The organism is Bradyrhizobium sp. PMVTL-01 (assembly GCF_051861855.1).
GTDB lineage: Bacteria > Pseudomonadota > Alphaproteobacteria > Rhizobiales > Xanthobacteraceae > Bradyrhizobium.
Window position 1 is genome coordinate 531,725 of the sequence record NZ_CP193982.1, and the last position, 26,513, is coordinate 558,237.

General features: G+C 65.2%; 20 protein-coding genes, 1 tRNA gene and 1 pseudogene. 14 read left to right on the forward strand and 8 right to left on the reverse strand.

Features of this window, described 5'->3' with window-relative positions:
• The first annotated feature begins 110 nt into the window (after positions 1 to 110).
• Complete coding sequence (locus ACRQ5Q_RS02475; protein ID WP_439395866.1) at positions 111 to 800, forward strand: response regulator; 690 nt, start codon at positions 111 to 113, stop codon at positions 798 to 800.
• 103 nt (positions 801 to 903) lie between these two features.
• Complete coding sequence (locus tag ACRQ5Q_RS02480) at positions 904 to 1,593, forward strand: response regulator (protein WP_439372525.1); 690 nt, start codon at positions 904 to 906, stop codon at positions 1,591 to 1,593.
• Between the two features lie 127 nt (positions 1,594 to 1,720).
• On the opposite strand, the gene ACRQ5Q_RS02485 is transcribed toward ACRQ5Q_RS02480, so the two are convergent.
• Together ACRQ5Q_RS02485 and ACRQ5Q_RS02490 are read right to left on the reverse strand one after the other, a co-directional pair.
• Positions 1,721 to 3,076, reverse strand: coding sequence for a hybrid sensor histidine kinase/response regulator (locus ACRQ5Q_RS02485; RefSeq protein WP_439399964.1), 1,356 nt, complete (start codon positions 3,074 to 3,076; stop codon positions 1,721 to 1,723).
• Between the two features lie 5 nt (positions 3,077 to 3,081).
• Positions 3,082 to 4,248, reverse strand: coding sequence for an FIST N-terminal domain-containing protein (locus tag ACRQ5Q_RS02490; RefSeq protein WP_439395868.1), 1,167 nt, complete (start codon positions 4,246 to 4,248; stop codon positions 3,082 to 3,084).
• Between the two features lie 238 nt (positions 4,249 to 4,486).
• On the opposite strand from ACRQ5Q_RS02490, the gene ACRQ5Q_RS02495 reads away from it, so the two are divergent.
• Entirely contained in the window at positions 4,487 to 6,526 is a 2,040-nt protein-coding gene (locus tag ACRQ5Q_RS02495; RefSeq protein ID WP_439372527.1) for a methyl-accepting chemotaxis protein, read from the forward strand.
• 251 nt (positions 6,527 to 6,777) lie between these two features.
• The gene (locus tag ACRQ5Q_RS02500) at positions 6,778 to 8,811 is read left to right on the forward strand and encodes a methyl-accepting chemotaxis protein (RefSeq protein ID WP_439395870.1); all 2,034 of its coding nucleotides are present in this window, start codon (positions 6,778 to 6,780) and stop codon (positions 8,809 to 8,811) included.
• Between the two features lie 110 nt (positions 8,812 to 8,921).
• On the opposite strand, the gene ACRQ5Q_RS02505 is transcribed toward ACRQ5Q_RS02500, so the two are convergent.
• Positions 8,922 to 9,305: a DUF3175 domain-containing protein gene (locus ACRQ5Q_RS02505; protein WP_439395872.1), complete on the reverse strand. Its 384-nt coding sequence runs from the start codon at positions 9,303 to 9,305 to the stop codon at positions 8,922 to 8,924.
• Positions 9,306 to 9,479: 174 nt separating this feature from the next.
• Between ACRQ5Q_RS02505 and ACRQ5Q_RS02510 the strand changes: the two genes are divergently transcribed.
• The 3 genes from ACRQ5Q_RS02510 (at position 9,480) to ACRQ5Q_RS02520 (ending at position 13,496) form a co-directional block, all read left to right on the forward strand.
• Positions 9,480 to 10,967: an MFS transporter gene (locus tag ACRQ5Q_RS02510; protein ID WP_439395874.1), complete on the forward strand. Its 1,488-nt coding sequence runs from the start codon at positions 9,480 to 9,482 to the stop codon at positions 10,965 to 10,967.
• Positions 10,968 to 10,971: 4 nt separating this feature from the next.
• On the forward strand, positions 10,972 to 11,793 hold the full coding sequence (gene otsB / locus ACRQ5Q_RS02515) for a trehalose-phosphatase (RefSeq protein WP_439372530.1): 822 nt from the start codon (positions 10,972 to 10,974) through the stop codon (positions 11,791 to 11,793).
• A 239-nt stretch (positions 11,794 to 12,032) separates the two neighbouring features.
• Positions 12,033 to 13,496, forward strand: a complete 1,464-nt coding sequence (locus tag ACRQ5Q_RS02520) for a trehalose-6-phosphate synthase (RefSeq protein WP_439372531.1) — start codon at positions 12,033 to 12,035, stop codon at positions 13,494 to 13,496.
• A gap of 132 nt (positions 13,497 to 13,628) precedes the next feature.
• Here the strand turns inward: ACRQ5Q_RS02520 and ACRQ5Q_RS02525 are convergent, their stop codons facing one another.
• Positions 13,629 to 13,970, reverse strand: a complete 342-nt coding sequence (locus ACRQ5Q_RS02525; protein WP_439395875.1) for a hypothetical protein — start codon at positions 13,968 to 13,970, stop codon at positions 13,629 to 13,631.
• Between the two features lie 195 nt (positions 13,971 to 14,165).
• Here ACRQ5Q_RS02525 and ACRQ5Q_RS02530 point away from each other — a divergent pair.
• Positions 14,166 to 14,255: transfer RNA gene (locus ACRQ5Q_RS02530), tRNA-Ser, on the forward strand.
• Between the two features lie 174 nt (positions 14,256 to 14,429).
• On the opposite strand, the pseudogene ACRQ5Q_RS02535 reads toward ACRQ5Q_RS02530, so the two are convergent.
• From ACRQ5Q_RS02535 to ACRQ5Q_RS02545, 3 genes and pseudogenes are all read right to left on the reverse strand, one after another.
• A pseudogene (locus tag ACRQ5Q_RS02535) lies at positions 14,430 to 14,657 on the reverse strand (LysR substrate-binding domain-containing protein); the annotation flags it as partial.
• Between the two features lie 187 nt (positions 14,658 to 14,844).
• Entirely contained in the window at positions 14,845 to 16,458 is a 1,614-nt protein-coding gene (locus tag ACRQ5Q_RS02540) for an amidohydrolase family protein (protein WP_439395877.1), read from the reverse strand.
• Positions 16,455 to 17,273: a uracil-DNA glycosylase gene (locus tag ACRQ5Q_RS02545; RefSeq protein ID WP_439395879.1), complete on the reverse strand. Its 819-nt coding sequence runs from the start codon at positions 17,271 to 17,273 to the stop codon at positions 16,455 to 16,457. Before ACRQ5Q_RS02545 ends, ACRQ5Q_RS02540 begins: the two co-directional genes overlap by 4 nt.
• 238 nt (positions 17,274 to 17,511) lie before the next feature.
• On the opposite strand from ACRQ5Q_RS02545, the gene ACRQ5Q_RS02550 reads away from it, so the two are divergent.
• The 5 genes from ACRQ5Q_RS02550 (at position 17,512) to recQ (ending at position 24,642) form a co-directional block, all read left to right on the forward strand.
• Entirely contained in the window at positions 17,512 to 19,083 is a 1,572-nt protein-coding gene (locus ACRQ5Q_RS02550; RefSeq protein WP_439395881.1) for an amidase family protein, read from the forward strand.
• A gap of 255 nt (positions 19,084 to 19,338) precedes the next feature.
• Positions 19,339 to 20,640 carry an O-acetylhomoserine aminocarboxypropyltransferase/cysteine synthase family protein gene (locus tag ACRQ5Q_RS02555; protein ID WP_439395883.1) on the forward strand — a complete coding sequence of 434 codons (1,302 nt, stop codon included), beginning with the start codon at positions 19,339 to 19,341 and terminating at the stop codon, positions 20,638 to 20,640.
• 12 nt (positions 20,641 to 20,652) lie between these two features.
• The gene (gene metA, locus ACRQ5Q_RS02560) at positions 20,653 to 21,654 is read left to right on the forward strand and encodes a homoserine O-succinyltransferase MetA (protein WP_439372537.1); all 1,002 of its coding nucleotides are present in this window, start codon (positions 20,653 to 20,655) and stop codon (positions 21,652 to 21,654) included.
• A 106-nt stretch (positions 21,655 to 21,760) separates the two neighbouring features.
• Positions 21,761 to 22,504 carry a polysaccharide deacetylase family protein gene (locus tag ACRQ5Q_RS02565; RefSeq protein ID WP_439372538.1) on the forward strand — a complete coding sequence of 248 codons (744 nt, stop codon included), beginning with the start codon at positions 21,761 to 21,763 and terminating at the stop codon, positions 22,502 to 22,504.
• Between the two features lie 272 nt (positions 22,505 to 22,776).
• A complete protein-coding gene (gene recQ, locus ACRQ5Q_RS02570; protein WP_439372539.1) occupies positions 22,777 to 24,642 on the forward strand; it encodes a DNA helicase RecQ in 1,866 nt (621 codons plus the stop codon).
• Between the two features lie 206 nt (positions 24,643 to 24,848).
• Here the strand turns inward: recQ and ACRQ5Q_RS02575 are convergent, their stop codons facing one another.
• A complete protein-coding gene (locus ACRQ5Q_RS02575; protein WP_439395885.1) occupies positions 24,849 to 25,862 on the reverse strand; it encodes a 1-aminocyclopropane-1-carboxylate deaminase in 1,014 nt (337 codons plus the stop codon).
• Between the two features lie 160 nt (positions 25,863 to 26,022).
• Here ACRQ5Q_RS02575 and ACRQ5Q_RS02580 point away from each other — a divergent pair, with 160 nt between their 5' ends.
• A complete protein-coding gene (locus tag ACRQ5Q_RS02580) occupies positions 26,023 to 26,487 on the forward strand; it encodes an Lrp/AsnC family transcriptional regulator (RefSeq protein ID WP_439395887.1) in 465 nt (154 codons plus the stop codon).
• The last annotated feature ends 26 nt before the right edge of the window (positions 26,488 to 26,513 follow it).

Below are 26,513 nucleotides of genomic sequence, written 5' to 3' on the forward strand. Positions count from 1 at the left end.
TCCGGCACCATCCCGGTGCCGGACGGGTGCCGCATGGTTCCGCCTCTTCCGCTACGGCGGCGGATCCCTGTACGGTGCAGCATTCAGCGGTGCAGTCCTGTGAAGGCGCCATGACCAGCTTCCTGATCATCGACGATCATCCGCTGTTTCGCGAGGCCCTCGGCAATGCGGTGCGTCTCGCCTTGCCGGAGGCGCGGATCTTCGAGGCGATGTCGATCGAGGATGCCCTTCATATTCTGACGGCCGAGCAGGGCGAGGGCATCGACCTCGCGCTGCTCGACCTCCTGCTGCCGGATTCGACCGGCTTCTCCGGCTTTTTGCGTTTGCGCGAGGCCTATCCGCGCCTGCCTGTCGCCATCGTATCGAGCGACGAGGACCAGCGCATCGTCCGCGAAGCGCTGGAGCTGGGGGCCGCCGGCTATCTGCCGAAGTCGATGTCCAAGCGCGAGCTGGCGCAATCGATCGAGGGCGTGCTGAAGGGATCGGTGTCGGTGCCGAAGGATTTCGTGGCGACGCCGCGGCGGCGGGCCGAGGCCAGCAAGGCGCTCGAGGTCAAGCTGCGCGATCTCACGCCGCAGCAGCTTCGCGTGCTCGATCTCTTGCGGCGCGGCTATCCGAACCGCCAGATCGCCCAGGAGCTTCAGCTGGCCGAATCCACGGTGAAGGCGCACATCACCGAGATCCTGCGCAAGCTCGGCCTGTTCAGCCGCAACAAGGCGATCATCGAGGTCGGCAAGATGGACTTGCCGGATCCAAAGGGCCGGCCCCATGCGCGGGCCGACCGCGGGCGGGCGCAATGACGCGCGATGTCGTGCTTGACCTGGATCAAGTCGGTCTGACCGGACTGGGACATTCTCGTTTCGACGTCCAACCCGGCAATAATCAGGGAATGGCTCACGCGTGATGCGATTTCTGATTGTCGAAGATCATCCGCTGTTTCGCGAGGCCCTCGAGGGCGCGCTCCAGATGGTGGCGCCCGCGGCCGAGATCCTTCAGGCGACGTCGATCGACGGTGCGCTCGAGCAGGTCGCGGCGAGCACCGAGCTCGATCTCATCCTGCTCGATCTGTCGATGCCGGGCACCACAGGGCTTTCCGGCATCATCCGCATCCGCAAGGCGTTTCCCAGGATCCCCGTCGTCGTCGTATCCGGACACCAGGATCCGCAGATCATGTCGGGCGCCTTGTCGCTCGGCGTCTCCGGCTACATCCTCAAATCGTCGTCCAAGCAGGATCTGGCGCAGTCGATCGGCGAGGTGCTGCGCGGCGCCGTCAGTGTCCCCGCCGCCTATCGCGGGCTTGTGCGCCCGCAACGTGCTGCCGGCCCCGCGCAGGATCTGTTGAAGCGTTTGCACGATTTGACGCCGCAGCAATTGCGCGTGCTCGAGATGGTCAAGCGGGGTCTGCAGAACAAGCAGATCGCCTATGAGCTGAAGATTTCCGAGACCACCGTGAAGGTCCACGTCTCCGACATCCTGCGCAAGCTCAACGTGCTGAGCCGCACCAAGGCGATCGTTGAAATGTCCCGGATCGATTTCGCGACGCTGGCAGCCGAGAGCACCAGGCGCGAGCGCGCGCAGCCGGACCAGCAGTGACGTGATCGTTTTCTGACTTGCCTCGCAGACCGGGCCCGCACGATCGATGATCTTGGATTCAAATCATCGGCTTGATCGCATGTAAGATATTACCGGTACTGTGCATGGGGTTGTTTCGGGGGCCTTGCTAGCTCAGCAGGAAGGACAGCAGCGCCCGCATCTCGGCCGGCTTGATCGGCTTCTTCAGCACCTCGAGGCCGTGGAGGCTCGCTTCCTTGGCCGCCTTTTCGGAATAATCGGCGGTGATGATCATGGCGGGGGTGTCGAGCTTCAAGTGCTGGCGCACATCGGCGATGGCCGACAGGCCACTCTCGCCGTGATCGAGATGGAGGTCGGCAATCACGGCATCGGGCGCGCCGCCGAGCTCGTTCAGGCGCACGAGCGCGTCCGCGCCCGATCGCGTGGTCGCGACGTCGCAGCCCCACCCCTCCAGCAGTGCGGCCATCGCCTCCGAGCCGTTCGGATCGTTCTCGATCAGCAGGATCTTGGCGCCTTCGAGCCCGCTATAGTTGTAATGCCGCTCGGCGAGCTTGACCTCATGCACCTCGTCGCCGACTTGAGTGAGGTCGGCCGGCTCCAGCTCCAGGGTGAAGGTTGATCCCCTGCCGAGCTGCGACGACAGCCGCACCTCGTGCCCGAGCACGGTCGCGAAACGGCGGACGATGGAGAGGCCGAGCCCAAAGCCGGCCTGGTCGGTCGCGCTGGCCTCGCCGCGCTGGAATTCGCGGAAGATCGCCTCCTGCTGTGCCCGTGCAATTCCCGGTCCGGTGTCGGAGACCTGGACGCAGATATGGTCGCCCCGCGGCCGGCATCCCATGACGACGCCCCCGCTGCTTGTATAGCGGATGGCATTGGCAAGCAGGTTCTGCAGGATCCGCCGCAGCATCATCGCATCCGACATCACCGCCAGCTGTGAGCTGCGGATGCGCAAGGACAGGCCTTGCCGCGCCGCGATCGGCTCGAACTCGGTGCGGAGCTGCTCGAACAGCGGCGCCAGCGCGATCGCGCGCACGTCGGGCTTGAGCGCGCCGGCGTCGAGCTTGGCGATCTCCAGCAGCGACCGCAGCAGGTCCTCCAGCATCAGCAGCGAGCGGTCGACCTGGTCGATGAGCAGGCCCGCCTCCTGCGACTCCATCATCTCGGTCAGCGCGGACAGGGTCAGGCGCGCTGCGTTGAGCGGCTGCAGCAGGTCGTGGGTGACCGAGATCAGCACGGAGGATTTCAGCGAGCTTGCGGCTTCGGCCTGCTGCTTGGCGCGGTAGAGTCCCTCGTTGGCGCGCTCGACCGAATGCAGCGCCTCGCGCAACTGGTGCGTCCGGTCGCGGACCTTGTGGTCGAGCGCAATGGCGGTTTCGAACAGCGAGAAGGCGTTGAGCTGCTGGTCCATCGAGCGCTCGACGCGCGACATCAGCGCGGCATTGATCTTCCTCAGCTTGGCGGCCTCGCGCCGCAGCTGGTCGACCGCGTCGGGGCCCTGCAGCATGTCGGTCACGACGGGCGCCTTCCGATCGCCACGCCCGTGAAGGTCTGGTTCACATGCATGGAGCCGAACTGCTCGCCATAGGTGTGAAAGCCGACGACCCGGTTCTGCCGGTACAATTCGGACATGTCGCGGGTGAGCTGATGCTGCTCGGCGTCGAGCCGGCGGAGCAGGCACTCGAAACCGATATAGAGCGAGACCTCTCCGATCTGGTCGCGGATGTCGGCAAAGGTCTCGCGGGTCGCCCCGACCAGGCTTCGCGACGTCGCGGCCGTCAGCACCATGCCCTCGTCGATGGCGCAGAAGAAATGCAGCGAGCCGTCCGGCCCGACGCGCTGGATCGATCGCGCGTAATAGGAGCCGCCGACACGCACCAGCACCGGATGCGAGGCAAAGGAGAACGGATCGAGCTTGGCGTCCATGATGCCGACCACACGCGAATATTCCAGTGCGGCAGGCTCCGCGTTCAGCTCCCTGACCATTCGATTTTCGATGTCGGCCTCGGTCACGACCATCTTCTGCGCCCGCGGCTCGAAATTGTCGCACTTGAAGACGCGGAACGGCAACGATGTGTTCAGCAGGATCAGCAGGGCGGCATTGGTGTGCGCCTTGCCGTCAAAGAACACCCAGGTCTTCTCGAAGCGCATCCCGTCGCCTGCGGACCCGCCGACGACCGGGATGTCGTCGAGCGAGGCATAGAGCGCGGACATCACCGCCTCTTCCCGGCGGCACAGGCCGTCGATCAGGACGAGGCCGAAGGGGTTGCCACGGTCGACCTGCGGGGTGGCCCGCAACAGCTCGTGCCGGAGCTCGCCGCCGATCCTGCGGCCGTCCTCGACGCGGAAGCTGTCGAGGTTGAAAATCGGCCGCACCGCGGCGGAGAAGTCGGTACGGCTGAACGCCAGCGCCACCACGCTGTTCTCGTCCCAGCCATCAGGGGCAAGCTCGCCCGCGGTGGTACAACCGCAGACCTGGGTCTCGTCGAACTGCCGGGTGATCTCGGCGATGAAGTCATGGGGGTCGTAGCTGGGGGAGAGGAACACCAGGATCAGCGCCAGCCCGTCGGAGGGAAGCTGGGCCGCCAGTTCGGCCACGGCTTCATCGACGCTCGCAGCCTTCGACTTGGCCACGGCAACGCCAGACGCACCGCCAAACCGAAAATCGGTTTGCCCCACTCCGTTTCTCCCTCGAGGACCAGCTCGGTCTAACGCCAAGTGCCTGATAAGTATTCGAGAGTAAGGCGTTTTCCGGTGAGCCGCAACACGGCGCCCGGTCTTGCAAGGTCGGACAAGCGTGCGGACGACCGGATGGATTTACCACCCCTTGACGTTTCTGCCTTAATTTTCCCCACGGTTCGGAGAGGGCTGCTTCCGGGCCGCAGAATGGTTGCAGAACATAAGGTGGGGGTTGGGAATGTCCGGGCGTACCGCGTCGCCGTCGAAGCGTGCACTATTTCCGACCCTCAGGTTCCGCGCGAAAATCATTCTCGGCTTTGCCGCCGTGCTGGTGATTTCGGCCGGCAGCATGGCCTTTGCCTATTTCGGCTTCGAGCGGGTGTCGTCCGGGGTCGGATCCTACCGCACCAGCGTGTCCGAAGCGGACCTCGCCCGCAATATCGACCGCGAGCTCCTCGCCTATCGTTCGGCCGTCAAATATTTCGTCGTCACCGGCAAGGAAGACGACGCCAAGGCGGCGCTCGATGCCGAGGCCAGCCTGAGGAGCGCCATCGACCAGGCCGTCAAGGGTGCCAAGAAGCCGGCGCGGCAGGAGAGCCTGGGCAAGCTCGCCAAGGAGTTCTCCAACTTCTCCGCGACCTTCGCCAAGGTGCTGCAGGCCAAGCGCGACAGCGCGCTGCTGGTTCAGAATCAGCTGACGCGCCAGGCCAATCTCCTGAAATACAAGCTCGACGATATCGGCAACAATGCCTCCGATTCCGAGGCGCAGTCGATCGAGTTCGGCACCAAGCAGGTCAACGCCCAGTTCCAGACCGCGAGTGCGGCCGCGACCAATTTCGTACTGACGTCCGACCAGACGATCGCCACCAGCGCGCTGGCGCGGCTGAAATTCGTCGAGAACTCGCTCGGCGCGGTCTATTCCATGGACGACAAGATCGTCGCCGGCCTGAAGGACGCCAAGTCCATCCTTGTGGCTTATCGCGAAGCGCTGGAGAAGCTGATCGCCAACGCCAAGATGGTCGATGAGCTCGTCGCGGAGATGAGTGGCTCGGCCGGAGCGATCCTGCAAGGCGCGACCGCCATGAAGGCGGACCTCGTCGCCGAGCAGCAGCGGCTGGATTCCGAATCGGAAGCGACCATCGGGAAGACCGAGCAGCTGGTGCTGATGCTGGCCATCGGCGGCACGCTGCTAGGTGCGATCCTCGCCTTCCTGCTCGGTACCGGCATCTCGCGTCCGATGATCGCGATGTGCAAGGCGATGCGCGAGCTGGCCTCGGGCAATTTCGACGTCGTGCTGCCCGGCTTGGGGCGCAAGGACGAGATCGGCGAGATGGCCGGCGCGGTGGAGGAATTCAAGGTTCAGGCGGTCGCCAAGGCCGAGCGCGATGCGGCCGCCAGCGAGGTCCAGAACCGGGAGCAGGCCGCCAGCCGCCGCGCCGAGCTGATCCGCTTTGCCGACGATTTCGAGAGCGCCGTCGGCGCCATCGTCTCCAACGTCTCGGCCTCGGCCGTGCAGCTGGAATCGGCGGCCTCGACGCTGACCCGCACCGCCGAGACCACGCAGAGCCTGTCGAGCCAGGTCGCCGGCGTGTCCGAGCAGGCTTCCTCCAACATGCAGTCGGTCGCAACCGCAACCGAAGAGCTCTCGGCCTCGGTCGAGGAGATCGGCCGCCAGGTGCGCGATTCCAGCCGCATCGCCGAAGCCGCCGTGGTGCAGGCCAGAGAGACCGACAGCCGCATCGGCAAGCTGTCGCATGCCGCCCAGCAGATCGGCGAAGTGGTCAAGCTGATCACGGCAATCGCCGAGCAGACCAACCTGCTGGCGCTGAACGCCACCATCGAGGCGGCACGCGCCGGTGATGCCGGCCGCGGCTTTGCGGTGGTTGCGAGCGAGGTGAAGTCGCTGGCAAGCCAGACCGCCAAGGCCACCGACGAGATCTCCTCGCACATCGCCGGCATGCAGGGCGCCACCGCCGAATCGGTCGCGGCGATCAAGGAGATCGGCGCGACCATCGGCCAGATCTCGTCGATCTCGACCTCGATCGCGAGCGCAGTCGAGCAGCAGGGCGCCGCCACCCAGGAGATCGCCAGGAGCGTCCAGACCGTCGCGCAGGGCACCCAGACCGCGGCCACCGACATCGGCCAGGTCAACCGCGGCGCCGCCGAGACCGGCTCGGCCTCGGAGGAGGTGCTGAACTCGGCCAAGACGCTGTCCAGCGAAAGCACCCGCCTGCGCGCCGAGCTCGACCGCTTCATGGGGAATATTCGCGCGGCCTAAGCGCGCTGTTTCTGAAGTCCCCGCGGTCGCATCACTCCCCGCTGTCGTCCCGACGAGCGGAGATGGCGCCGGCACTCAATTGTAGCAGCGCGAGAAAGCGCATCTTGACATTCCCCGCGACACCTAACCGCTAGTTGCGGCACCACAAATTTACTGCAGCTTATCCTTTGCCAACTACCGTGCATCCGACTCGGGGAGCGGGCTGCTCCCGGGCTGCGCCTGGTTTTCCGCGAATGGAATGGGGTGGGGGAATGACCGTCAAGTCGAAGCCGAACACATCGAAGCTGCTCACCTTGCGTTTTCGCGCAAAAATCATCCTCGGCTTCGTGGCGGTGCTGGCCATCCTCGCGGTCAGCATGGCTTTCGCCTATTTCGGCTTCGAGCGGATCCAGGCTGCCGTGGCCTCCTACCGGACGAGCGTATCCGAAGCGGACCTCGCGCGGACCGTCGACCGCGAGCTGATCGCCTATCAGGGGCTGGCGCGGGCCTATACGCTGACCGGCGCGACCGATGACGAGACCGCGGCCAAGGCGGCGGAAGAGAATCTGAGGGGCGCAATCGCCAAGTCCATGGCCGCCACGACCGATGCTGCGCGCCGCGAGCAGGTCGGCAAGCTCGAGGCCGAGTTCCAGCGCTTCACCAAGGTGTTCGGTGAAATCGTCACCCTGACCCGCGAGAACAACAAGATCGCGGCGGACGAGCTCAACAGCGTCGGCAACAAGATCCGCTTCAAGTTCGATGACCTCGCCGACACCGCGGCGCTTGCCGGCCTCGCCTCGGTCCAGACCACGGCCAAGGACGTCACCTCGCAATATCTCGCGGTCTCCACCTCGGTCAGCGCCTTCGTTGCCAAGCCGGAGCCGAAGACCGCCGACGGCGTGATCGCGCGCATCAAGTTCCTGGAGACCCTGCTGGTCTCGATCTATGCCAACGACCAGAAGATCACCGACCGCGTCACCGAGATCGGCAATCTGCTGAAGCAGTACCGCACCTCCTTCGCCAAGCTGACCGAGAACGTGAAGGTCATCGTCAAGTCGAATGGCGAGATGACCAAGACCGCTGCGTCCATCCTCAAGCTCTCGGCCGATCTGCGCTCGGATCTGACTGCCGACCAGCAGCGCATCGAGGCCAGCGCCAATGCGACGATCGTGGAGACCGAGCGGCTGATGCTGATGCTGGCGCTCGGCGGCCTTGCGGCCGGCGTCGTGCTGGCGCTGATGCTCGGCAACGGCATCTCGCGTCCGATGATCGCGATGTGCAAGGCGATGCGCGAGCTGGCCTCGGGCAATTTCGACGTCGTGCTGCCCGGCTTGGGGCGCAAGGACGAGATCGGCGAGATGGCCGGCGCGGTGGAGGAATTCAAGGTTCAGGCGGTCGCCAAGGCCGAGCGCGATGCGGCCGCCAGCGAGGTCCAGAACCGGGAGCAGGCCGCCAGCCGCCGCGCCGAGCTGATCCGCTTTGCCGACGATTTCGAGAGCGCCGTCGGCGCCATCGTCTCCAACGTCTCGGCCTCGGCCGTGCAGCTGGAATCGGCGGCCTCGACGCTGACCCGCACCGCCGAGACCACGCAGAGCCTGTCGAGCCAGGTCGCCGGCGTGTCCGAGCAGGCTTCCTCCAACATGCAGTCGGTCGCAACCGCAACCGAAGAGCTCTCGGCCTCGGTCGAGGAGATCGGCCGCCAGGTGCGCGATTCCAGCCGCATCGCCGAAGCCGCCGTGGTGCAGGCCAGAGAGACCGACAGCCGCATCGGCAAGCTGTCGCATGCCGCCCAGCAGATCGGCGAAGTGGTCAAGCTGATCACGGCAATCGCCGAGCAGACCAACCTGCTGGCGCTGAACGCCACCATCGAGGCGGCACGCGCCGGTGATGCCGGCCGCGGCTTTGCGGTGGTTGCGAGCGAGGTGAAGTCGCTGGCAAGCCAGACCGCCAAGGCCACCGACGAGATCTCCTCGCACATCGCCGGCATGCAGGGCGCCACCGCCGAATCGGTCGCGGCGATCAAGGAGATCGGCGCGACCATCGGCCAGATCTCGTCGATCTCGACCTCGATCGCGAGCGCAGTCGAGCAGCAGGGCGCCGCCACCCAGGAGATCGCCAGGAGCGTCCAGACCGTCGCGCAGGGCACCCAGACCGCGGCCACCGACATCGGCCAGGTCAACCGCGGCGCCGCCGAGACCGGCTCGGCCTCGGAGGAGGTGCTGAACTCGGCCAAGACGCTGTCCAGCGAAAGCACCCGCCTGCGCGCCGAGCTCGACCGCTTCATGGGGAATATTCGCGCGGCCTAAGCGCGCTGCTTCTGAAGTCCACGCCGTCGCCTCACACTCCGCTGTCGTCCTGGACAAGCCCCCCAAGCGCGCGATGATCCGGGACGACGGCGGAGTAAAGCGCGGAAGTCTCACGCCCTCCCGAACGCCAGCTTCAGCTCCACCTTCGCGCGCTCGAGCCGCGAGCGCTGGGTCTTCGGCAGCGTCTTGCCGGCACGGTTGATGTAGAAGGTCAGCATCGATAACGCCGAGCGGTACGCGCCGGTCTTGCGGCGCGAGCTGTGCCCGGCCGAGCGCTTCAGTGACGCCGCGATCTTTTTCGCACTCGTCAGCTTGAACACGCCTTGTTCGAGATCGAGCGCGTCGCTTTCCCTCGTGACGCGCTGTGACCAGCGCTTCGGCGTCGCGCGCTTCGTGCTCCTGCGCGCGGTGCTGCGCCTCGCGCGGATCTTTCGGCGTGCAGTCTTGTGCGCGCCGCTCTTTCGCGAATGTGTCGTCTTTCTGACATGAGCCATGCGTCAACTCCTTGCGGCTCCGTCGCAAACGGGCGGCCGGTGGGACTGTTCCTGCGGGAACCTGACATCGCCGCGGGCGTTGTCGCAGGTGGCAGGCGAGATGCCGCACCCCGATGATCGGATCGGCCCGTCCACGTCATCTGAACGGGGGCCCCTTCCTTGTCAGATCCAACGATGGAATTGCAGCAAACCCCAGCGCTGAACTACGGACCTGCCGTCTCCGTGGCGGTCGCGGCCGATCGCATCGTCGAGACCAGCATTCCCTCGCGTCTCGACGCGTTGCCGTGGAGCGGCTTTCACACCCGCGTCGTCCTGGCCCTCGGCATCACCTGGATCCTGGATGGGCTCGAGGTCACGCTTGCCGGGGCGCTCTCCGGCGCGCTGAAGCAGAGTCCTACCCTGCACTTCTCCAATCTCGATCTCGGCATCGCCAACTCCGCCTATCTCGCCGGCGCCGTGCTCGGTGCGCTCGGTTTCGGCTGGCTCACCGACCGCATCGGCCGCAAGAAGCTGTTCTTCATCACGCTAGCGCTCTATCTCTCGGCGACCGCCGCGACCGCGTTGTCCTGGGATATCGCTAGCTACGCGCTGTTTCGCTTCCTCACCGGCGCCGGCATCGGCGGCGAATACACCGCGATCAACTCGACCATCCAGGAGCTGGTGCCCGCGCGCTATCGCGGCTGGACCGATCTCGTCATCAACGGCAGCTTCTGGATCGGCGCCGCGATGGGGGCGGTGGCGGCCATTGTGCTGCTCGACCCCGCATTGATGGGCCCCGATCTCGGCTGGCGGCTCGCCTATCTCATCGGCGCCGCCATCGGCCTCGTCGTGCTCCTGATGCGGATGTGGATTCCCGAGAGCCCGCGCTGGCTGATGATCCACGGGCGGCCGGACCAGGCCCATGCCATCGTCGAGGATATCGAGCGCTCGGTGATCGGGCATGATCAGGATGCGGGCAAGGGGCGCTTCACGAAGATCCGGCTGAAGATGCGCGATCACACGCCGATCCGCGAAGTCGTGCACACGCTGTTCTCCACCTATCGCCAGCGCGCGCTGGTCGGCCTCGTGCTGATGAGTGCGCAGGCGTTCTTCTACAACGCCATCTTCTTTACCTTCGCGCTGGTGCTGACCGATTTCTACGGCATCAGCGCCGATCACGTCGGCTGGTACCTGCTGCCCTTTGCCGCCGGTAATTTCCTTGGCCCGCTGCTGCTCGGCCGTCTGTTCGACACGCTCGGACGGCGAACCATGATCATGTTCACCTATGGCATCTCGGGCCTTTTGCTGGCGCTCTCGGGCTATCTGTTTACGATCGGCGCGCTCAGCGCGCGGGGACAGACCATTGCCTGGATGGTGATCTTCTTCTTCGCCTCGCCCGCCGCGAGCGCGGCCTATCTCACCGTCAGCGAGACCTTCCCGCTCGAGGTGCGCGCACTGGCGATCGCGGTGTTCTATGCCGTGGGCACCGGCATCGGCGGTGTGATTGGGCCGGCATTGTTCGGCGCGCTGATCGACACGGGATCACGCACCAGCGTGTTCGCCGGCTATCTGCTGGGTGCCTTCCTGATGATTGCGGCCGCGATCGTGGCGTGGCGCTATGCCGTCTCCGCGGAACGAAAGTCGCTCGAACAAATCGCACGGCCGCTCGCCTTTATGGAGTAGACTGATGAAACCGGAACTTGCGGACATGTCGATGGTCGACGAACGCGCTGTGCGCGACGACAACGAGAAGCCGGATGCCGTGCCGGTGCCGCATGCGCTCGTCCCGCATCTCGACGAGACCGCGATCCTGCTCGACATCGACGGCACGCTGCTCGACCTGATGCCGACGCCGCGCGAGGTGTGGGTGCCGCCCGGCCTGTCGGAGACGCTCAACCAGCTGGTGCAACGCACTTCCGGAGCGCTGGCGCTGGTCAGCGGCCGCTCGCTGAACGACATCGACCTGATCTTCGCACCCGACGTCTTTCGCGCCGTCGCAGGCCACGGCGCGGAGATGCGGTTGTCGGTGGACAATGAAGCGGACGACGTGCACGCGCCGCCTCTGGACAAGGAGCTGAAGCGGCGCCTCGCCGCGATCGCGAAGCTTTCGCCCGGCATTCTGCTCGAGGACAAGGGCTATTCGCTGGCGCTGCATTACCGGCTCGCGCCGCATGCGGAAAAGGCGATCTACGAAGCCGTCTCGTTGATCCGCGCCGACCTGCCCAGCGCGCCCATCGAGGTGCTGCCGGGCAAGTTCGTCTGCGAGATCAAGCATTCCGGATTCACCAAGGCGAGCGGCGTGCGCGAATTGATGAAACATGAACCTTTCAGGGGGCGCCGGCCGCTGTTCATCGGCGACGACGTCACCGATGAGACGGTGTTCGCGATCATGCCCGACATGGACGGGCTCGCTTTCTCGGTCGGCCGCCGCGCCATGGGCGTGAACGGTCACTTCGATGCGCCCGCTGATGTGCGCATGTTCCTGGCGCGCCTGCTCGATCCGAGGTGAAACGAAGGCACCGCCACGTCACAGACACAATGCTATCGGCAAGGCACCAGCGCGCTGCGCAGTGCCTGCTGCGCGAGGCGCCCGCGAATGCTGTCTTTGCAGTGAAATTTCGGGTTCCGCCGGAGAAACCTGTTCCAACGCGCATGCCTGATTTTGGTTTCAATCCGAAGAAATCATGACAGGAACCATATTGATGAACGGCAGTTAAACGGGGTGGAATGAACAGGAGGGGACGACCTGTGAACTTAGTCGTCGTTTCGAATCGCGTTGCCCGCGGCAAGCCGAACGAGCCCATGACGGGCGGCCTTGCTGCGGCGTTGTTGCCGGTCGTCGAGCATTCGGGAGCCATTTGGGTAGGGTCTTCAGGCCGTGTGCGGGACGGCCATCAGAAGGAACCGTTTGCCGAGATCGAAGCACTGGGTACGGGCGCGATCGCAACGCTGGATCTGCCGGCGGCGCATTACGGCGGCTATTACGAAGGTTTTGCCAATTCGGCGCTGTGGCCGGCCCTGCATTCGCGCAGCGATCTGATTCGCGTCTCACGCGAGGATTATGTCAGCTATCGCGAGGTCAACGCCTTCATGGCGCGCGCCTTGATGCGTTTCCGCAAGACCCGGACGGCGTTCTGGGTGCAGGACTATCATTTCCTCGCGCTCGGTGCGGAGCTGCGCGAACTCGGCGTCGACGATCCGATCGGCTTCTTCCTGCATACGCCGTGGCCGGTGGCCGCGGTGATGCAGGGCGTTCCCAATCATCGCGAGCTGATCACGGCGATGCTGGCCTATGATCTGCTCGGCTTCCAGACCGACGAGGATCGGCAGAATTTTCTCGGTTATGTCGGCGGCGAGCTTGGCCTCGCCGTCGAAGACGGCATCGTGATCTCGCAGCATGGTCGCACGCGCTGCGAAGTCTTCCCCATCGGAATCGATGCGGAGAAATTCGCAGCCTATGCGGCCAAGTCGGCGTCGCATCCGGACGTGTCGCGACTGCGCCGCAGCCTGAATGGTGAGCGTCTCGCGATCGGCGTCGATCGGCTCGACTATTCCAAGGGTCTCGTCAACCGCATCAGCGCGTTCGACCGGCTCTGGACCGAGCAGCCGCAGTTCTTGCGCAGCATCTCGCTGCTTCAGATCGCCAATCCCTCGCGCGGCGCGATCGAGGCCTATGGCAATCTCCAGAACGAGGTCGCGCGCCTCGTCACCGACGTCAACGGCCGCCACGGCGAGGTCGACTGGACGCCGATCCGCTACTTGAACAAAGGCTTCAGCCAGGCCGTCCTTGCGGGCCTCTACCGCACCGCGCAGGTCGGCGTGGTGACGCCGCTGCATGACGGCATGAACCTGGTTGCCAAGGAATATGTCGCAGCCCAAAATCCGTCGGATCCCGGCGTGCTCGTGCTGTCGAAATTTGCGGGCGCCGCCAACGAGCTCGATGCCGCGCTGCAGGTCAATCCGCACGACATCGACGGCATGGCGCGCGCGATCGCGATCGCAGCCTCGATGCCGCTCACTGAGCGCAAGATGCGCTGGGACGCGATGATGAAGAAGCTGCGCGGCCACACCATCCAGCAATGGTCGGCCGATTTCGTCACTGAACTGGAAAAGTGCCGCACGCAGAAGGCCGCGGTCGCCCCGCTCGCCGCCCAACCGCCGCAAGCGCTGCGCTGGCTGAAGTCGGCGATATCGGGCGTGCGGTTGATCTAGTTCTTCTCCCTCCCCCGTTCTTACGGGGAGAGGGGCCTGTACCCCCTCACTCCAATCGCGCCGGACGATGCTTCGCATCGCCGGGGGCGATCCGACCTTTCCCCGCAAGGGGGCGAGGTGAAAAACGACGCCTCAATAACAATACGACACGCCCTCCAGGATCGCGCACCGCCGCTTGTTCGGCGCGTTGGGATCGTCCATCGGTACCACGCCCTTGCCCTGGCCGACGTACACGCCGGGCCCGACATGGATCGAGCTCTTGTTGCCGATGATGACGCTCTGATGCGGCGTCGAGCTCGAGCGGGTCCCGTCCGGCCAGAGGATGGCGTCGCCCGACAGCACCCCGCGCCGTCCGTCGTCGCAGCTGACATCGACGCCTTGCCGGGTGCAGACCTGTGCCCCGGCCGGCATGGCGAAGGCGGAGCCGAGGGCCGAAATCAGGCCCAGCGCGGCGATGGTCTTGCGGATGGTCATGGCGTCCCCGGTCGTGTTTGGTGGCCTCAGGTGGATCGTCGCGCCAAACCCGCCTCCGGTTCAGTCCGCGGCGGTTCCACAGAGGTTGTTGCCACCCGATATTCTTTATCGGAAACAATATCTTACGGAAAATTCACCCGATTTCCCCGCGATCCCTTGCAAAATCACCGCCGCCCCTTCAAGAGAGGGCGCTCCGGAGAGATGGCCGAGTGGCTTAAGGCGCACGCTTGGAAAGCGTGTGTGCGGGAAACCGTACCGTGGGTTCGAATCCCACTCTCTCCGCCAGCCTTCGCAAACGAAGTTTGGGCAAGGCTGTCGCGCCGAAGCCCGCAGGGCGAAGGCGGACTCGTCGCGTTTGCTTCGGCTCTCTGCGCGGTCGCCGCGCTTGAATGGCCAGCCGCGGATGCTGCGCGGAAAGGTCCAGCCGATGCGGCGGTGATCGGCGAGATCGGCAGCTGTCTTCGGCGTGCCGAAGCGAGCGAGATAATTCGGCGCACCGACCACGACCATGCGGCTGGTGCCGAGCTTGCGCGCGATCAGGCGCGAGGCGCGCAAGGGCCCGACACGGATGGCGACGTCGGCCCGCTCCTGTATCAGGTCGATCAGCGTATCGGTCAGCACCAGGTCGAGCTTGACGTCGGGATGTTGCGCCATGAAACGCGGGATCAGCGGCATCACATGCAGCATGCCGAAGGGGATGTTGCTGTTGACGAAGCGCAGCCGCGCGATCTCGGCGCCGTCGGCTGGACGCTGAGCGCGGACCAGATCAGGCGGCTCGACGAGGTCAGCGCGGTCAAGCCCGCCTATCCCTACTACCCCTATCGCATCCAGGAGGGCTTTGCGCGGCTGAATCCGCCACTGGTGTGAGAGATCGCTAATAGAAGGCGGCGATCGCAGCGCCAATTCCTTCCGGAAGATTGGGTTCGCTCTTCAGCGTGTCGATGAAGACGGGATCGTCAACCACGGTGAGGCCATCGAGTTTGATCGGGTGCAGCGGCTCGGGCGCCGCCGCTGCGGTGGCGAGCAGATCAGGACCGGTCCGGACACCGGCATATTCCAGCCGCGGACGCAGTTGGACATTGTTGCCGAATTGCTCGTCCAGTGCGAGACGCCATCCGGTGCGCGACACGGCTCCCCGAGCGATCGCAGCGCTCATGGCGAGGCTATGCGGCCGCAGCGTGCCGAGATTGCCGAGCGCGGCTTTCAAGCGGGTGGTCGCCTCGGCCAGCGAGACTTTCTCGATCCCTGGATCCTGGTCAGGTGAGGAGAAGTCGATGACCCGCGCGCTGCCGCCGATCTTGAAGGCCTCACCGCTTCCGCCCGCCTTTTGCATGACCGTCTTCGTTCCGTAGCGCGGTCGCCCGCCGATCGTGACCAGAACGACGTCCTGCTCACGCGACTTGATCAGATGGCGGTAGGGGTCGCCGGTGACGCCCTTCACGACCAGGAGGTCAGCGAACTTGCCCTGGGCGATCGTGCCGAGCTTGGCGTCCCATTTGAGGATCGCGGCGGGATTGCACGTTGCCATCGAGACGATGTCGTAGTCGCTGAAGCCAAGATTGGAATGGGCGGCCACGACCTTCGCCGCCTTCAGCTCGCCGAGCAGGTTCTTGCTGCCTGACGGCGACCAGTCCGAGCCGAGCGCGATGGTGAGGCCGGCCGTGCGGGCGGCCGCGACGTCGGTCGTCTTGCCGTAGAGCAGCAGATTGCTCAGCGGCGACCAGACGACCTTGGCATGATTTTCGGCCATGGTTCCGAAGTCGGTCGCGTCCAGCGCCGTGCAATGAATGCCGGCCAGCGACGGTTCGATCGCCCAGTCGCCTTGAGGATTGCGCAAGGCGAGGAAGTGGCTGTGCGCCTTGGCGTCGATGCCCTCGCTGAGGTGCAGCAGGAAGCACGACGACGATTTCAGCTCGTTGTCGAACTTCGCCCAGTCCTCGGCGTCGATGTCGGGAATTTTCGAATGGGCGCGCGGCAGATCCGGCGGACTGCCGATCTCGGCGGCGCGCAACGCGCCCTTGTAGTATTTGTGGATCGTGCCGCTCCAGTTCGACAGCGTGATCCCCTGGCTCGTCGTCGTCCCCGCGACCATGCATTTGGCCTCGACATACCGGACGAGGGCCGGCAGCAGCGAGCCGTCATCGGCCAGCGCGATCGCGCTCATCGGGCCGGTTACGGACGTCTTGTAGGATTTGGCGTTCTGCCACTGGTCGCGATTGCCGTAGAGCTGCGGCACCTGCCAGAGCGGCAGGATGTTGTAGCTCAAATGATTATGCAGCTCGATCAGTCCGGGATAAATGGTGCCCCCGGTCGCCACCGGGTCTGTGGTCTCGAAGCCCGCCGGGGCCGGTTCTCCTTTGGGGACCACAGCGGCGATGCGGCTATCATCGATGAAGATCGTCCCGCTTTTGATGACGTCGCCCTCGGTGGCCATCGTCACGATCCGGCCGCTCAGCGCCCAGCGCGTCGGGCTTGCGGCAGGGCTCATGGGATCACTCCGTCGGGAATGGTGATCGTGATGTTGCGCCGCTTGGTGGCCGCGTCGGTGCCCTGGCGCACGGCCCATGGCGTGTCTCCGCGCATCCAGGCCGGCAGGCCTGCCGGGAGGTCCTTGGCGATGATGTCGACGAGCTCGGATGGCTTGAAGGCATCGCCATAGGGCACGAGCGATGTCTGGACGTCGGGATGCTTGACCGCGGGCGCGAGCGCGGCGAGTGCCGCATTCCATTTGGTCAGCATGATCTTGGTGTTGGCGGCTTGGGTGGCGGCATCATGGGCGGAGCTTTCCGGCCAGGTCGGATGCGTGATGTGCTGATAGGCGAGCGTCTTGTAGGCCGCGCCATCGGCGGTCTTCAGCCATGCTTTCCAGGCCTCGTCTGCAAGGCCGCCGAGCGAGACCACGACCCCGATGTTGCCGGGCGCGAGCACGGCCTTGAGCCATTTGTTGCGATACTCGACGATGCCGGGCTCGTTGTTGTGCTTTGAGCCGCCGCTCTGCCCGTAAACGCTGTACAGGAACGTGTTGACCATCACGTAGCTCTGCGTGATGCCGAGCTTGGCCAGAAAGCCCTGCGTCCGGCGCCCCGCGGTTCCGACCAGGATCCGGCGCACGATCGTTTCGTGCTGGGCGGGATCCTGACCGACGACCAGGACCCGCGCCGATCCGTCGAGGCGGCCCCGGTGGAATATCGGTCCCCATTCAATGCGGAAATCGTGGGGATCGTAGGCTTCGGGGCCGGGATGGTCGGCGCACAGATCACGAAAGGGTTGTTCGCCGTATCCGGCATCGAACTCTGTGAGCATGGCAATGCTCCAATCTGTCGAGGTCAAAATAGCTGCGTCAATGAATCTGCCGATGCGGCAATCTTGACGCTCATGTCCTAAATCACTCAACCAGTATATAGGTCGATCCAGATCGCCCTGAGGTTCACGGTCGTCCGGGCGTGACAGTGCGTCGCGACAACGCGCCATGCAGAAACGCACCTGTACACGGTCGCGTGATCTCCATAACCTCCGCGGCGCAATTTTTTGGAGATGCGACGTGGCGAAGAAGGCGGCAGCCAAGAAGACAACGACCGCAAAGAAGGTGACGAAGACCTCGAACGAGACGAGCAGCGCCCGGAAGGGCACCGTCGCGAAAACGGCGAAGAAGGCCAGCAAGGCCGCACCGCGCAAATCGGGGACGGCGCGCCGTCCGAAGGGACCGGTCTGGCAATGGTCCGCGGTCGAGACCGCGGCCGCGATCCGCTCCGGCGCAATCTCCGCCGTCGAGACCGTCGAGGCGCATCTGGACCGGATGCGCGCGGTCAATCCCAGGCTGAATGCGGTGGTCGTCGATCTCGGCGAGGAGGCGCTGAGGGCGGCGCATGCGGCCGACAAGCAGCGCGCCAAGGGCGGCGAGCTCGGCCTCCTGCACGGCGTCCCCATCACCATCAAGGAGAACGTCGACTACGAGGGGCGGCCGAACTTCAACGGCGTGCCGGCGAACAAGGATCTGATCGCGCCGTCGGATTCGCCTGTCGTCCGCAACCTCAAGAACGCGGGCGCCATCGTCATCGGCCTCACCAACACGCCGGAATTCTCCTTCCGCGGCTTCACCGACAATCCCTTGCACGGGTTGACGCTCAATCCCTGGGACCCTCACATCACCTGCGGCGGCTCCTCGGGCGGCGCGGGTTCGGCGGTTGCCGCCGGCATCGGCACCATCGCCCATGGCAACGACATCGGCGGCTCGCTGCGCTGGCCGGCGCATTGCAACGGCGTTGCCACCATCAAGCCGACGCAGGGCCGCATCCCCGCCTTCAACGGCAGCGCAACCGCCGAGCGGCCGATGCTGGCGCATCTGATGTCGGCGCAAGGGCCGCTCGCGCGCCATGTCGCCGATGTTCGCCTCGCGCTGGAGGCGATGAGCCAGCGTGATCCGCGCGACCCCTGGTGGGTGCCGGCGCCGCTGGTCGGGCCAAAGCCGAAGGGGTCGATCAAGGTCGCGCTGGCGAAGATTCCAGAGGACATGGATGTCGATCCCTCGGTCGCCGCGGCGCTGCGCCAGGCTGCCGATCACCTCGAGCGTTCCGGCTATCGCGTCAGCGAGGTCGAGGTGCCGGACATCAACGGCGTCTGGCAGACCTGGTGCGACATCATCACCAACGAGACGGTGGTGATGCAGGAGGCCAGCATGCTGAAGGTCACGACCGAGGACTTCCACAAGGCCTGGGGCGGCATGAGGGCCAAGGCGAACGGACTCGATCTCAAGGCCTGGATGCAGGCGACGGCCGCGCGCAACGGCCACATCCGCGCATGGCAGCTGTTCTTCGAGGAATATCCGGTGGTGCTCGCGCCGACCACGGTGAAGCCGACACCGGGCCCGCGCGACGACACCGTCAGCGTCGAGCGGGTGCAGGAGATCTTCTGGGGCGAGATTCGCTTCATCTCCGCGATCAACGTGCTGGGCCTGCCCGGCGCTGTCGTGCCGGTCGCCGTCCACGCGGGCAAGCCGATCGGCGTGCAGCTCATTGCCGGCCGCTATCGCGAGGACCTCGCCCTCGATGCCGCAGCCGCGATCGAGAAGCGTGCCGGTGTGATCGCCCATCGCCTCTGGGAAACGATGGCCTGAGCCCTCGCTTGCGGACTCCGCGCGCTACGCGCGGAGTCCGGTCAGCTTTCAGCAGGGCCGTCATGGCGCATCAATTCATCAATCCGATTTCACTCGAATTTTAGCCAATTCACCAACAACCGTTAGGGTTACTTCCTCGATCTCTAAGCGAATTATTGTCCGCTTTACCACCCGCCTCTAACAGAGGGACGGCGGACAACGCACACGCCTCATACAGGCCCATAAGTGCGGCCCGCTCCACGCGGAGGTGGCACGATGCGCAACGAGACGATCGCTATTCACGCCGGCTACGAACCCGAAGCCACCACGCACGCGGTCGCCGTGCCGATCTACCAGACCGCGGCCTACGCTTTCGACAGCGCCGATCACGGCGCGGCCCTGTTCAATCTCGAAGCCGAAGGTTTTCGCTACAGCCGTATCGCCAATCCGACCAGCGCGGTGCTGGAGAAGCGCATCGCCCAGCTCGAAGGCGGCGTCGGCGCGCTCGCGGTCGCGACCGGCCAGGCGGCGCTGCATTTCGCCTTCGTCAACGTCGCCGACCACGGCGGCAACATCGTCTCGGTGCCGCAGCTCTACGGCACCACGCACACGCTGCTCTCGCACATCCTGCCGCGCCAGGGCATCACCGGCCGCTTCGCCGAGAGCGACAAGCCCGAGGCGATCGAGAAGCTGATCGACGAGAACACCCGCGCGGTGTTCGCAGAGACGATCGGCAATCCCGCCGGCAATGTCTGCGACATCGAGGCGCTGGCGAAGATCGCGCATGCGCATGGCGTGCCGCTGATCGTCGACAACACGGTTGCGACGCCGATCCTGCTCAAGCCGTTCGACTACGGCGCCGATATCGCCGTACACTCGCTGACCAAGTTCCTGGGCGGCCACGGCACCACGCTCGGCGGCGCCATTGTCGATTCCGGGAATTTTCCGTGGGCGAAATACGCCGATCGCTTCCCCGCCTATAACAAGCCGGACGCCTCCTATCACGGCCTCGTCTATGCCGAGCGCTTCGGCAAGACCGCCTATATCGAGCGCGCGCGCAGCGTCTATCAGCGCACCATGGGCTCGGTCCTGTCGCCGTTCAGCGCCTTCCTGCTGCTTCAGGGCATCGAGACCGTGGCGCTGCGCATGGAACGCCATGTCGAGAACGCCCGCAAGGTCGCCGAATTCCTCCGCGGTGATCCGCGCGTTGCCTGGGTCAACTACACGGGCTTCCCCGACAGTCCCTACTATCCGCTCGTCCAAAAGTATCTCGACGGCAACGCCTCGTCGCTGTTCACCTTCGGCATCAAGGGCGGCATGGAAGCCGGCAAGACCTTCTATGATGCGCTGAAGCTGATCACCCGCCTCGTCAATATTGGGGATGCGAAGTCGCTGGCCTGCCATCCGGCCTCGACCACGCACCGGCAGATGTCGGTGGAGCAGCAGCGCGCCGCCGGCGTGCTGCCGGAGACGATCCGCCTCTCGATCGGCATCGAGCATTCCTTTGACATCATCGAGGACATCGACCAGGCGCTGGAAAAAGCCTGTCCGTCGTCACGCCTCCAGGCCGCGGAGTAGGCGAACGGCCCGATGACGATCTTGATCGACAGGGATCAAGGCATATCGAGCCCGGCGCTGGTGCCGGCCGAGGGCGATCTGGCGCGCGATCATGCCGGGCCTGCGCTCACCATCGGACTGATCAACAACATGCCCGATCCGGCGCTGAAGGCGACTGAGCGGCAGTTCATGAAGCTGCTGCAGGCCGCCGCCGGCGCGCGCCGCATCCGCCTCCACTGCTTCTCGCTGCCCTCGGTCAAACGCTCGGCGGAAGCGAAATGGCATGTCGAGAGCGAGTATTCCGATCTTGCGGATCTCAAGCCCGGGCGCTTCGACGGGCTGATCGTGACCGGTGCCGAGCCGGTCGCGCCCGAGCTCTCCCAGGAACCGTATTGGCGCGATCTCACCGAACTTATCGACTGGGCCAGGGCCAACACGCGCTCGACGATCTGGTCATGCCTCGCGGCGCACGCGGCGGTGCTGCATCTCGACGGTATCGAGCGGCGGCGTTTGCCAGCCAAATGCCATGGCATCTTTGATTGCGAGGCAGTGGCGGACGACGCGCTGACGCAGGCGGCGCCTGCCCCGCTCAAGGTGTCGCATTCGCGTCTGAACGAGCTCGCCGAAAGCGACCTCGCGCAGGCCGGCTACCAGGTGCTGACCCGCTCGGCCCTCGCCGGCGTTGACGTCTTCGTCCGCCAATACGCCAGCCGCTTCGTGTTCTTCCAGGGCCATCCGGAATATGACGCGCTGTCGCTCCAGCGCGAATATCTGCGCGACATCGGCCGCTACCTCGCGCGCGAGCGCGAAACTTATCCGCACGTACCCGTGAGTTATTTTGACGCAGTAACCGAAGAGAAGCTGGCGCGGTTCGAGAAGCGGGCGAAGCACGAGCGCCATCCGGCGCTGACCAATGACCTGCCGGCGCTGAACTTGCGTCCTGATATCGCGGCCGGAATCGCGGCGGCGGCGCTGTTCCGCAACTGGCTGCAATATCTCGGCGCGAAATCCGATGCCTCGGTCACGGCGCGCTAGTCCGGGGGGCGTTGGTTCGGCATTAGGATTACCAAAGCGTTAGGCTTGCCTCGCCCGGCGCACGAATGTTTCAGTACAGAAATACGGAATCACGGGAAGCGCAGTCGTGTGGTCGGCACTCCAGGGACGCGTGAGCAATCGGCTGGCCCGGCATTTCCGTGCCGCGCCGCACCGGCTGCCTGCGCATGCCCCGATGGTGAGCTTCACCTTCGACGATGCGCCCGATAGCGCCGCCGGCGAGGGCGCCTCGCTGCTGGAAGCGCATGGCGGACGCGGCACGTACTACATCGCGGGCAGCCTGATCGATCAACCGTCGGATCACTGGCATGGGCTGTCGAACGATGCAATCGTCCGGCTCCACCACACTGGGCACGAGATTGCGTGCCACACCTTCTCGCATCGGAGTTCGGCCGATCTCGATGAGGCCGCCATGGCCGGCGAGATCGAGCGGAACCGCAGCCATTTCCGCAGCATCGATTCTTCGATCAGGCTTGAGAACTTCGCCCACCCTTACGGGATCGCCTCGGTCTGGCGCAAGCCGCAGTTGGCGAAGGCGTTCCGCTCGGCGCGCGGCATTCTTCCCGGCGTCAACTGCGGCGTCATCGACCTCCAGTTCCTGCGTGCGTCGCCTCTCGTGGATTGCGAGATCGATGCGGCAGGCGTCGATCGCTATTGCGACGAGGCGGTCGCAAGCGGCGGCTGGCTCATCTTCTACAGCCACGACGTCGCCGATGCGCCGAGCCCCTATGGCTGCACGCCGCACCTGATGCGCCACGCGCTGGAGGCGGCGGACAAGCGCAACATGCCGATCGTCACGGTCGCAGAGGCGCTGCGACGAATCGGGGCGTAGCTGCTTCACCTCTCCCCGATTGCGGGGAGAGGTCGGATCGCATCGTCAGACGTGATCCGGGCGAGGGGGTACAGGTCCATCGGCGGCTTCAAATGTGGAGAGAAGCCCCTCACCCCGACCCTCTCGGCGCGAGCGAAGCTCGTCGCGACCCCGAAAGAACGGGGAGAGGGACTGGAAGCAGCGGTGCAAGCCCCTCCAAACAGTCTTGCCACGGCCGCGCCGTCATGCGACTGGCCTTGTGACGAATCCCACGGCCGCCCTCCGACACGCCCATGAACGCCCCTTCCACCGCTCCGCTGCCCGCGCCGGCCAACGGCCGCGATGCGATGTCGGTGCTGCATTCGGTCTTCGGCCTGCCGGGGTTCCGCGGCGCGCAGGGCGACATCATCCGCCACGTCACCGATGGCGGCAATTGCCTCGTGCTGATGCCGACCGGCGGCGGCAAGTCGCTGTGCTACCAGCTGCCGTCCCTGCTGCGCGAAGGCTGCGGCATCGTGGTCTCGCCGCTGATCGCGCTGATGCGCGACCAGGTCGCGGGCCTGCTGGAGGGCGGCGTCAACGCCGCCGCGCTCAATTCGTCGCTGTCGCCACAGGAAGCTTCCGACGTCGAACGCCGTCTGATCGCCGGCGATCTCGACCTGCTCTATGTCGCGCCGGAACGGCTGGTAACCCCGCGCTGCCTGTCGCTGCTGGCGCAGGCGAAAGTGGCGCTGTTCGCGATCGACGAAGCCCATTGCGTCTCGCAATGGGGCCATGACTTTCGTCCCGAATATGTCGGTCTCTCCATCATCGCGGAGCGCTTTCCCGACGTGCCGCGGATCGCGCTCACCGCGACTGCCGACGAGTTGACGCGCAAGGAGATCGTCGAGCGGCTTCATCTGACCGGCGCGCCGCAATTCGTCTCCAGCTTCGACCGCCCCAACATCCGCTACGAGATCGTCGACAAGCGCAACGCGGTGTCGCAGCTCAAGGAATTCATCCGCGAGCGCCATATGGGCGACGCCGGCGTGGTCTACTGCCTGTCGCGCAACCGCGTCGAGGAGGTCGCCACCGCGCTCGACGAAGCCGGCATTGCCGCGCTGCCCTATCATGCCGGGCTCGACAGCAGCGTGCGCTCGTGCAACCAGGATCGTTTCCTCAACGAGGACGGCATCGTCATCGTCGCGACCATCGCCTTCGGCATGGGCATCGACAAGCCCGATGTGCGCTTCGTCGCCCATCTCGACCTGCCCAAGAGCATCGAGGCCTATTACCAGGAGACGGGGCGGGCCGGCCGCGACGGCAAGCCGTCGGCGGCCTGGATGGCCTACGGCCTCTCCGACATCGTGCAGCAGCGCCGCATGATCGACGAGTCGGCCGGGTCAGAGGATTTCAAGCGGGTCTCGATCCGCAAGCTCGATGCGCTGGTTGGCCTCGCCGAAACCGCGCATTGCCGGCGCAGGCGGCTGCTCGGCTATTTCGGCGAGGTCGTGACGGCCGAGACCTGCGGCAATTGCGACAACTGCCTGACGCCGCCGAAGATGCGCGACGGCAAGGTGCTGGCGCAGAAGCTGTTGTCCTGCGTCTACCGCACCGGACAGCGCTTTGGCGCGATGCACCTGATCGACGTGCTGGTCGGGCGTCTGACCGAGAAGGTCACGCAGTTCGGTCATGACAAGCTATCGGTGTTCGGCATCGGGCGCGAGCTCAACGAGAAGCAATGGCGCACGGTGCTGCGGCAGCTGGTGGCGATGGGCCATTTGCAGAGCGAAAGCGAGGCCTATGGCGCGCTGACCCTGACGGAGTCGGCGCGCGGCGTGCTGCGCGGAGAAACGGAAGTCTGGCTGCGGGAGGAGGCGCCCGGCACCCGCATCCGCTCCGGCCGCGCAAAATCCCGCCGCGGCGATCTCGCGCCCGCAGCGAGCGCACCGCAGGGCGACGTCGATCCCGAATTGCGCGCGCGCCTGCGGTCCTGGCGCTCGGAGGTCGCACGCGAGCGCGGCGTGCCGGCCTATGTGGTGCTGCACGATGCCACCATCGACGGTATCGTGCGGGCCTGGCCGACCACGCTGGACGAGCTGCGCAACGTCCCCGGCATCGGCGACAAGAAGCTCGAGCATTACGGCGACGAGCTGCTGCAGATCATCAGGACGCGGTAGGTCGCCCCGATCTCTCCACATCGTCATCCCGGACAAGCGCGCTTAAATCGCGCGCTGATCCGGGATCCATAGCCACAGGACGATGTGGTTATTGCAAGCTGGTAACTGCGAGTCTCCGGCAAACGCAATTCCGTGGATATGGGTCTCGGGTCTGCGCTGACGCTTGCCCGGGACGACCCCGGTGTACGCGGCGTGAACTCGGCTACTCACCCGTTCCGGAACGCGTAGCCATAGCCGTTCAGCGCCGGCGCGCCGCCGAGATGGGCGTAGAGGATCTTCGCGCCCTTTTCGAAACAGCCCTTCTTCGTCAGGTCGATCAGGCCCTGCATCGACTTGCCCTCGTAGACGGGGTCGGTGATCATGGCTTCGAGGCGCGCGGTGAGGCGGATCGCTTCCTTGGTCTCCTCCGACGGCACGCCATAGGCAGGATAGGCGTAATCCTCGATCAGCACGACGTCGTCGGCGACAATGTCCTTGCCGAGCTCGACGAGCTTTGCGGTGTTCTGCGCGATCGAGAGCACCTGCGCCTTGGTCTGCGCCGGCGTGAAGGACGCGTCGATGCCGATCACCTTGCGGGCGCGGCCGTCGGCGGCAAAGCCGACCAGCATGCCGGCATGGGTGGAGCCGGTGACGGTGCAGACGATGATGTAGTCGAACTTGAAGCCGAGTTCCTTCTCCTGCTGGCGCACTTCCTCGGCGAAGCCGACATAGCCGAGCCCGCCATATTTGTGCACGGATGCGCCGGCGGGAATCGCGTAGGGCTTGCCGCCCGCCGCCTTCACTTCTTCGATCGCCTGCTCCCAGCTCTTGCGGATGCCGATATCGAAGCCGTCGTCGACGAGGCGCACGTCGGCACCCATGATGCGCGAGAGCATGATGTTGCCGACGCGGTCATAGACGGCGTCCTCGTGCGGCACCCAGGCTTCCTGAACGAGCCGGCACTTCATGCCGATCTTGGCGGCGACGGCGGCGATCATGCGGGTGTGGTTGGATTGCACGCCGCCGATCGACACCAGCGTGTCGGCATTGGAGGCGATCGCATCCGGGATGATGTATTCGAGCTTGCGCAGCTTGTTGCCGCCATAGGCGAGGCCGGAATTGCAGTCTTCGCGCTTGGCATAGATCTCGACATTGCCGCCGAGATGCTTTGACAGCCGCTCCAGCTTCTCGATGGGCGTCGGGCCGAAGGTCAGCGGGTAGCGCGCGAATTTTTCCAGCATGGTCAGGTCATCCCGATTGGCGTTGATCTCCGGCTGGCTAGCATTGCCGCGGGAAAATGTGCTCTCAAATATTGCGTCGATATTGCACGCCTCCTTGCGTTAACAATGCCATTGGATATCATTTCTTCCGTAATAGTCCGTATTTTCGGAAGCTTCTTCCATGGCCACCCGACTCGATCGAACTGACCTTAAGATCTTGAGATTGCTGCAAAATAATGGCCGGCTCAGCAATGCCGAGCTGGCCGAAACGGTCGCGATCAGCCCCGCCACCTGCCACCGCCGCACCCAGCGCCTGTTCAAGGACGGGTTCATCGCCACTGTGCGCGCCATGGTCGCCCCGAAGAAGGTGGCGAAGGGCACGCTGGTGATGGTTGGCGTCGTGCTCGACCGCTCGACGCCGGAGAGTTTTGCCATCTTCGAGCAGGCGGTCGCCAAGCTGAAATTCGTGCTCGACTGCCACCTCGTCGCCGGCGATTTCGACTACTTCCTCAAGATCCGGGTCGGCGACATGGAGGACTTCAACCGCATCCATGGCGAGCAGCTCATCGCGCTGCCCGGCGTGCGCCAGACCCGCACCTTCTTCGTGATGAAGGAGGTCGTCGACAACGCGCCGCTGGAGTTCTAGGCCTCGGCTATTGATGCGCGATCCGC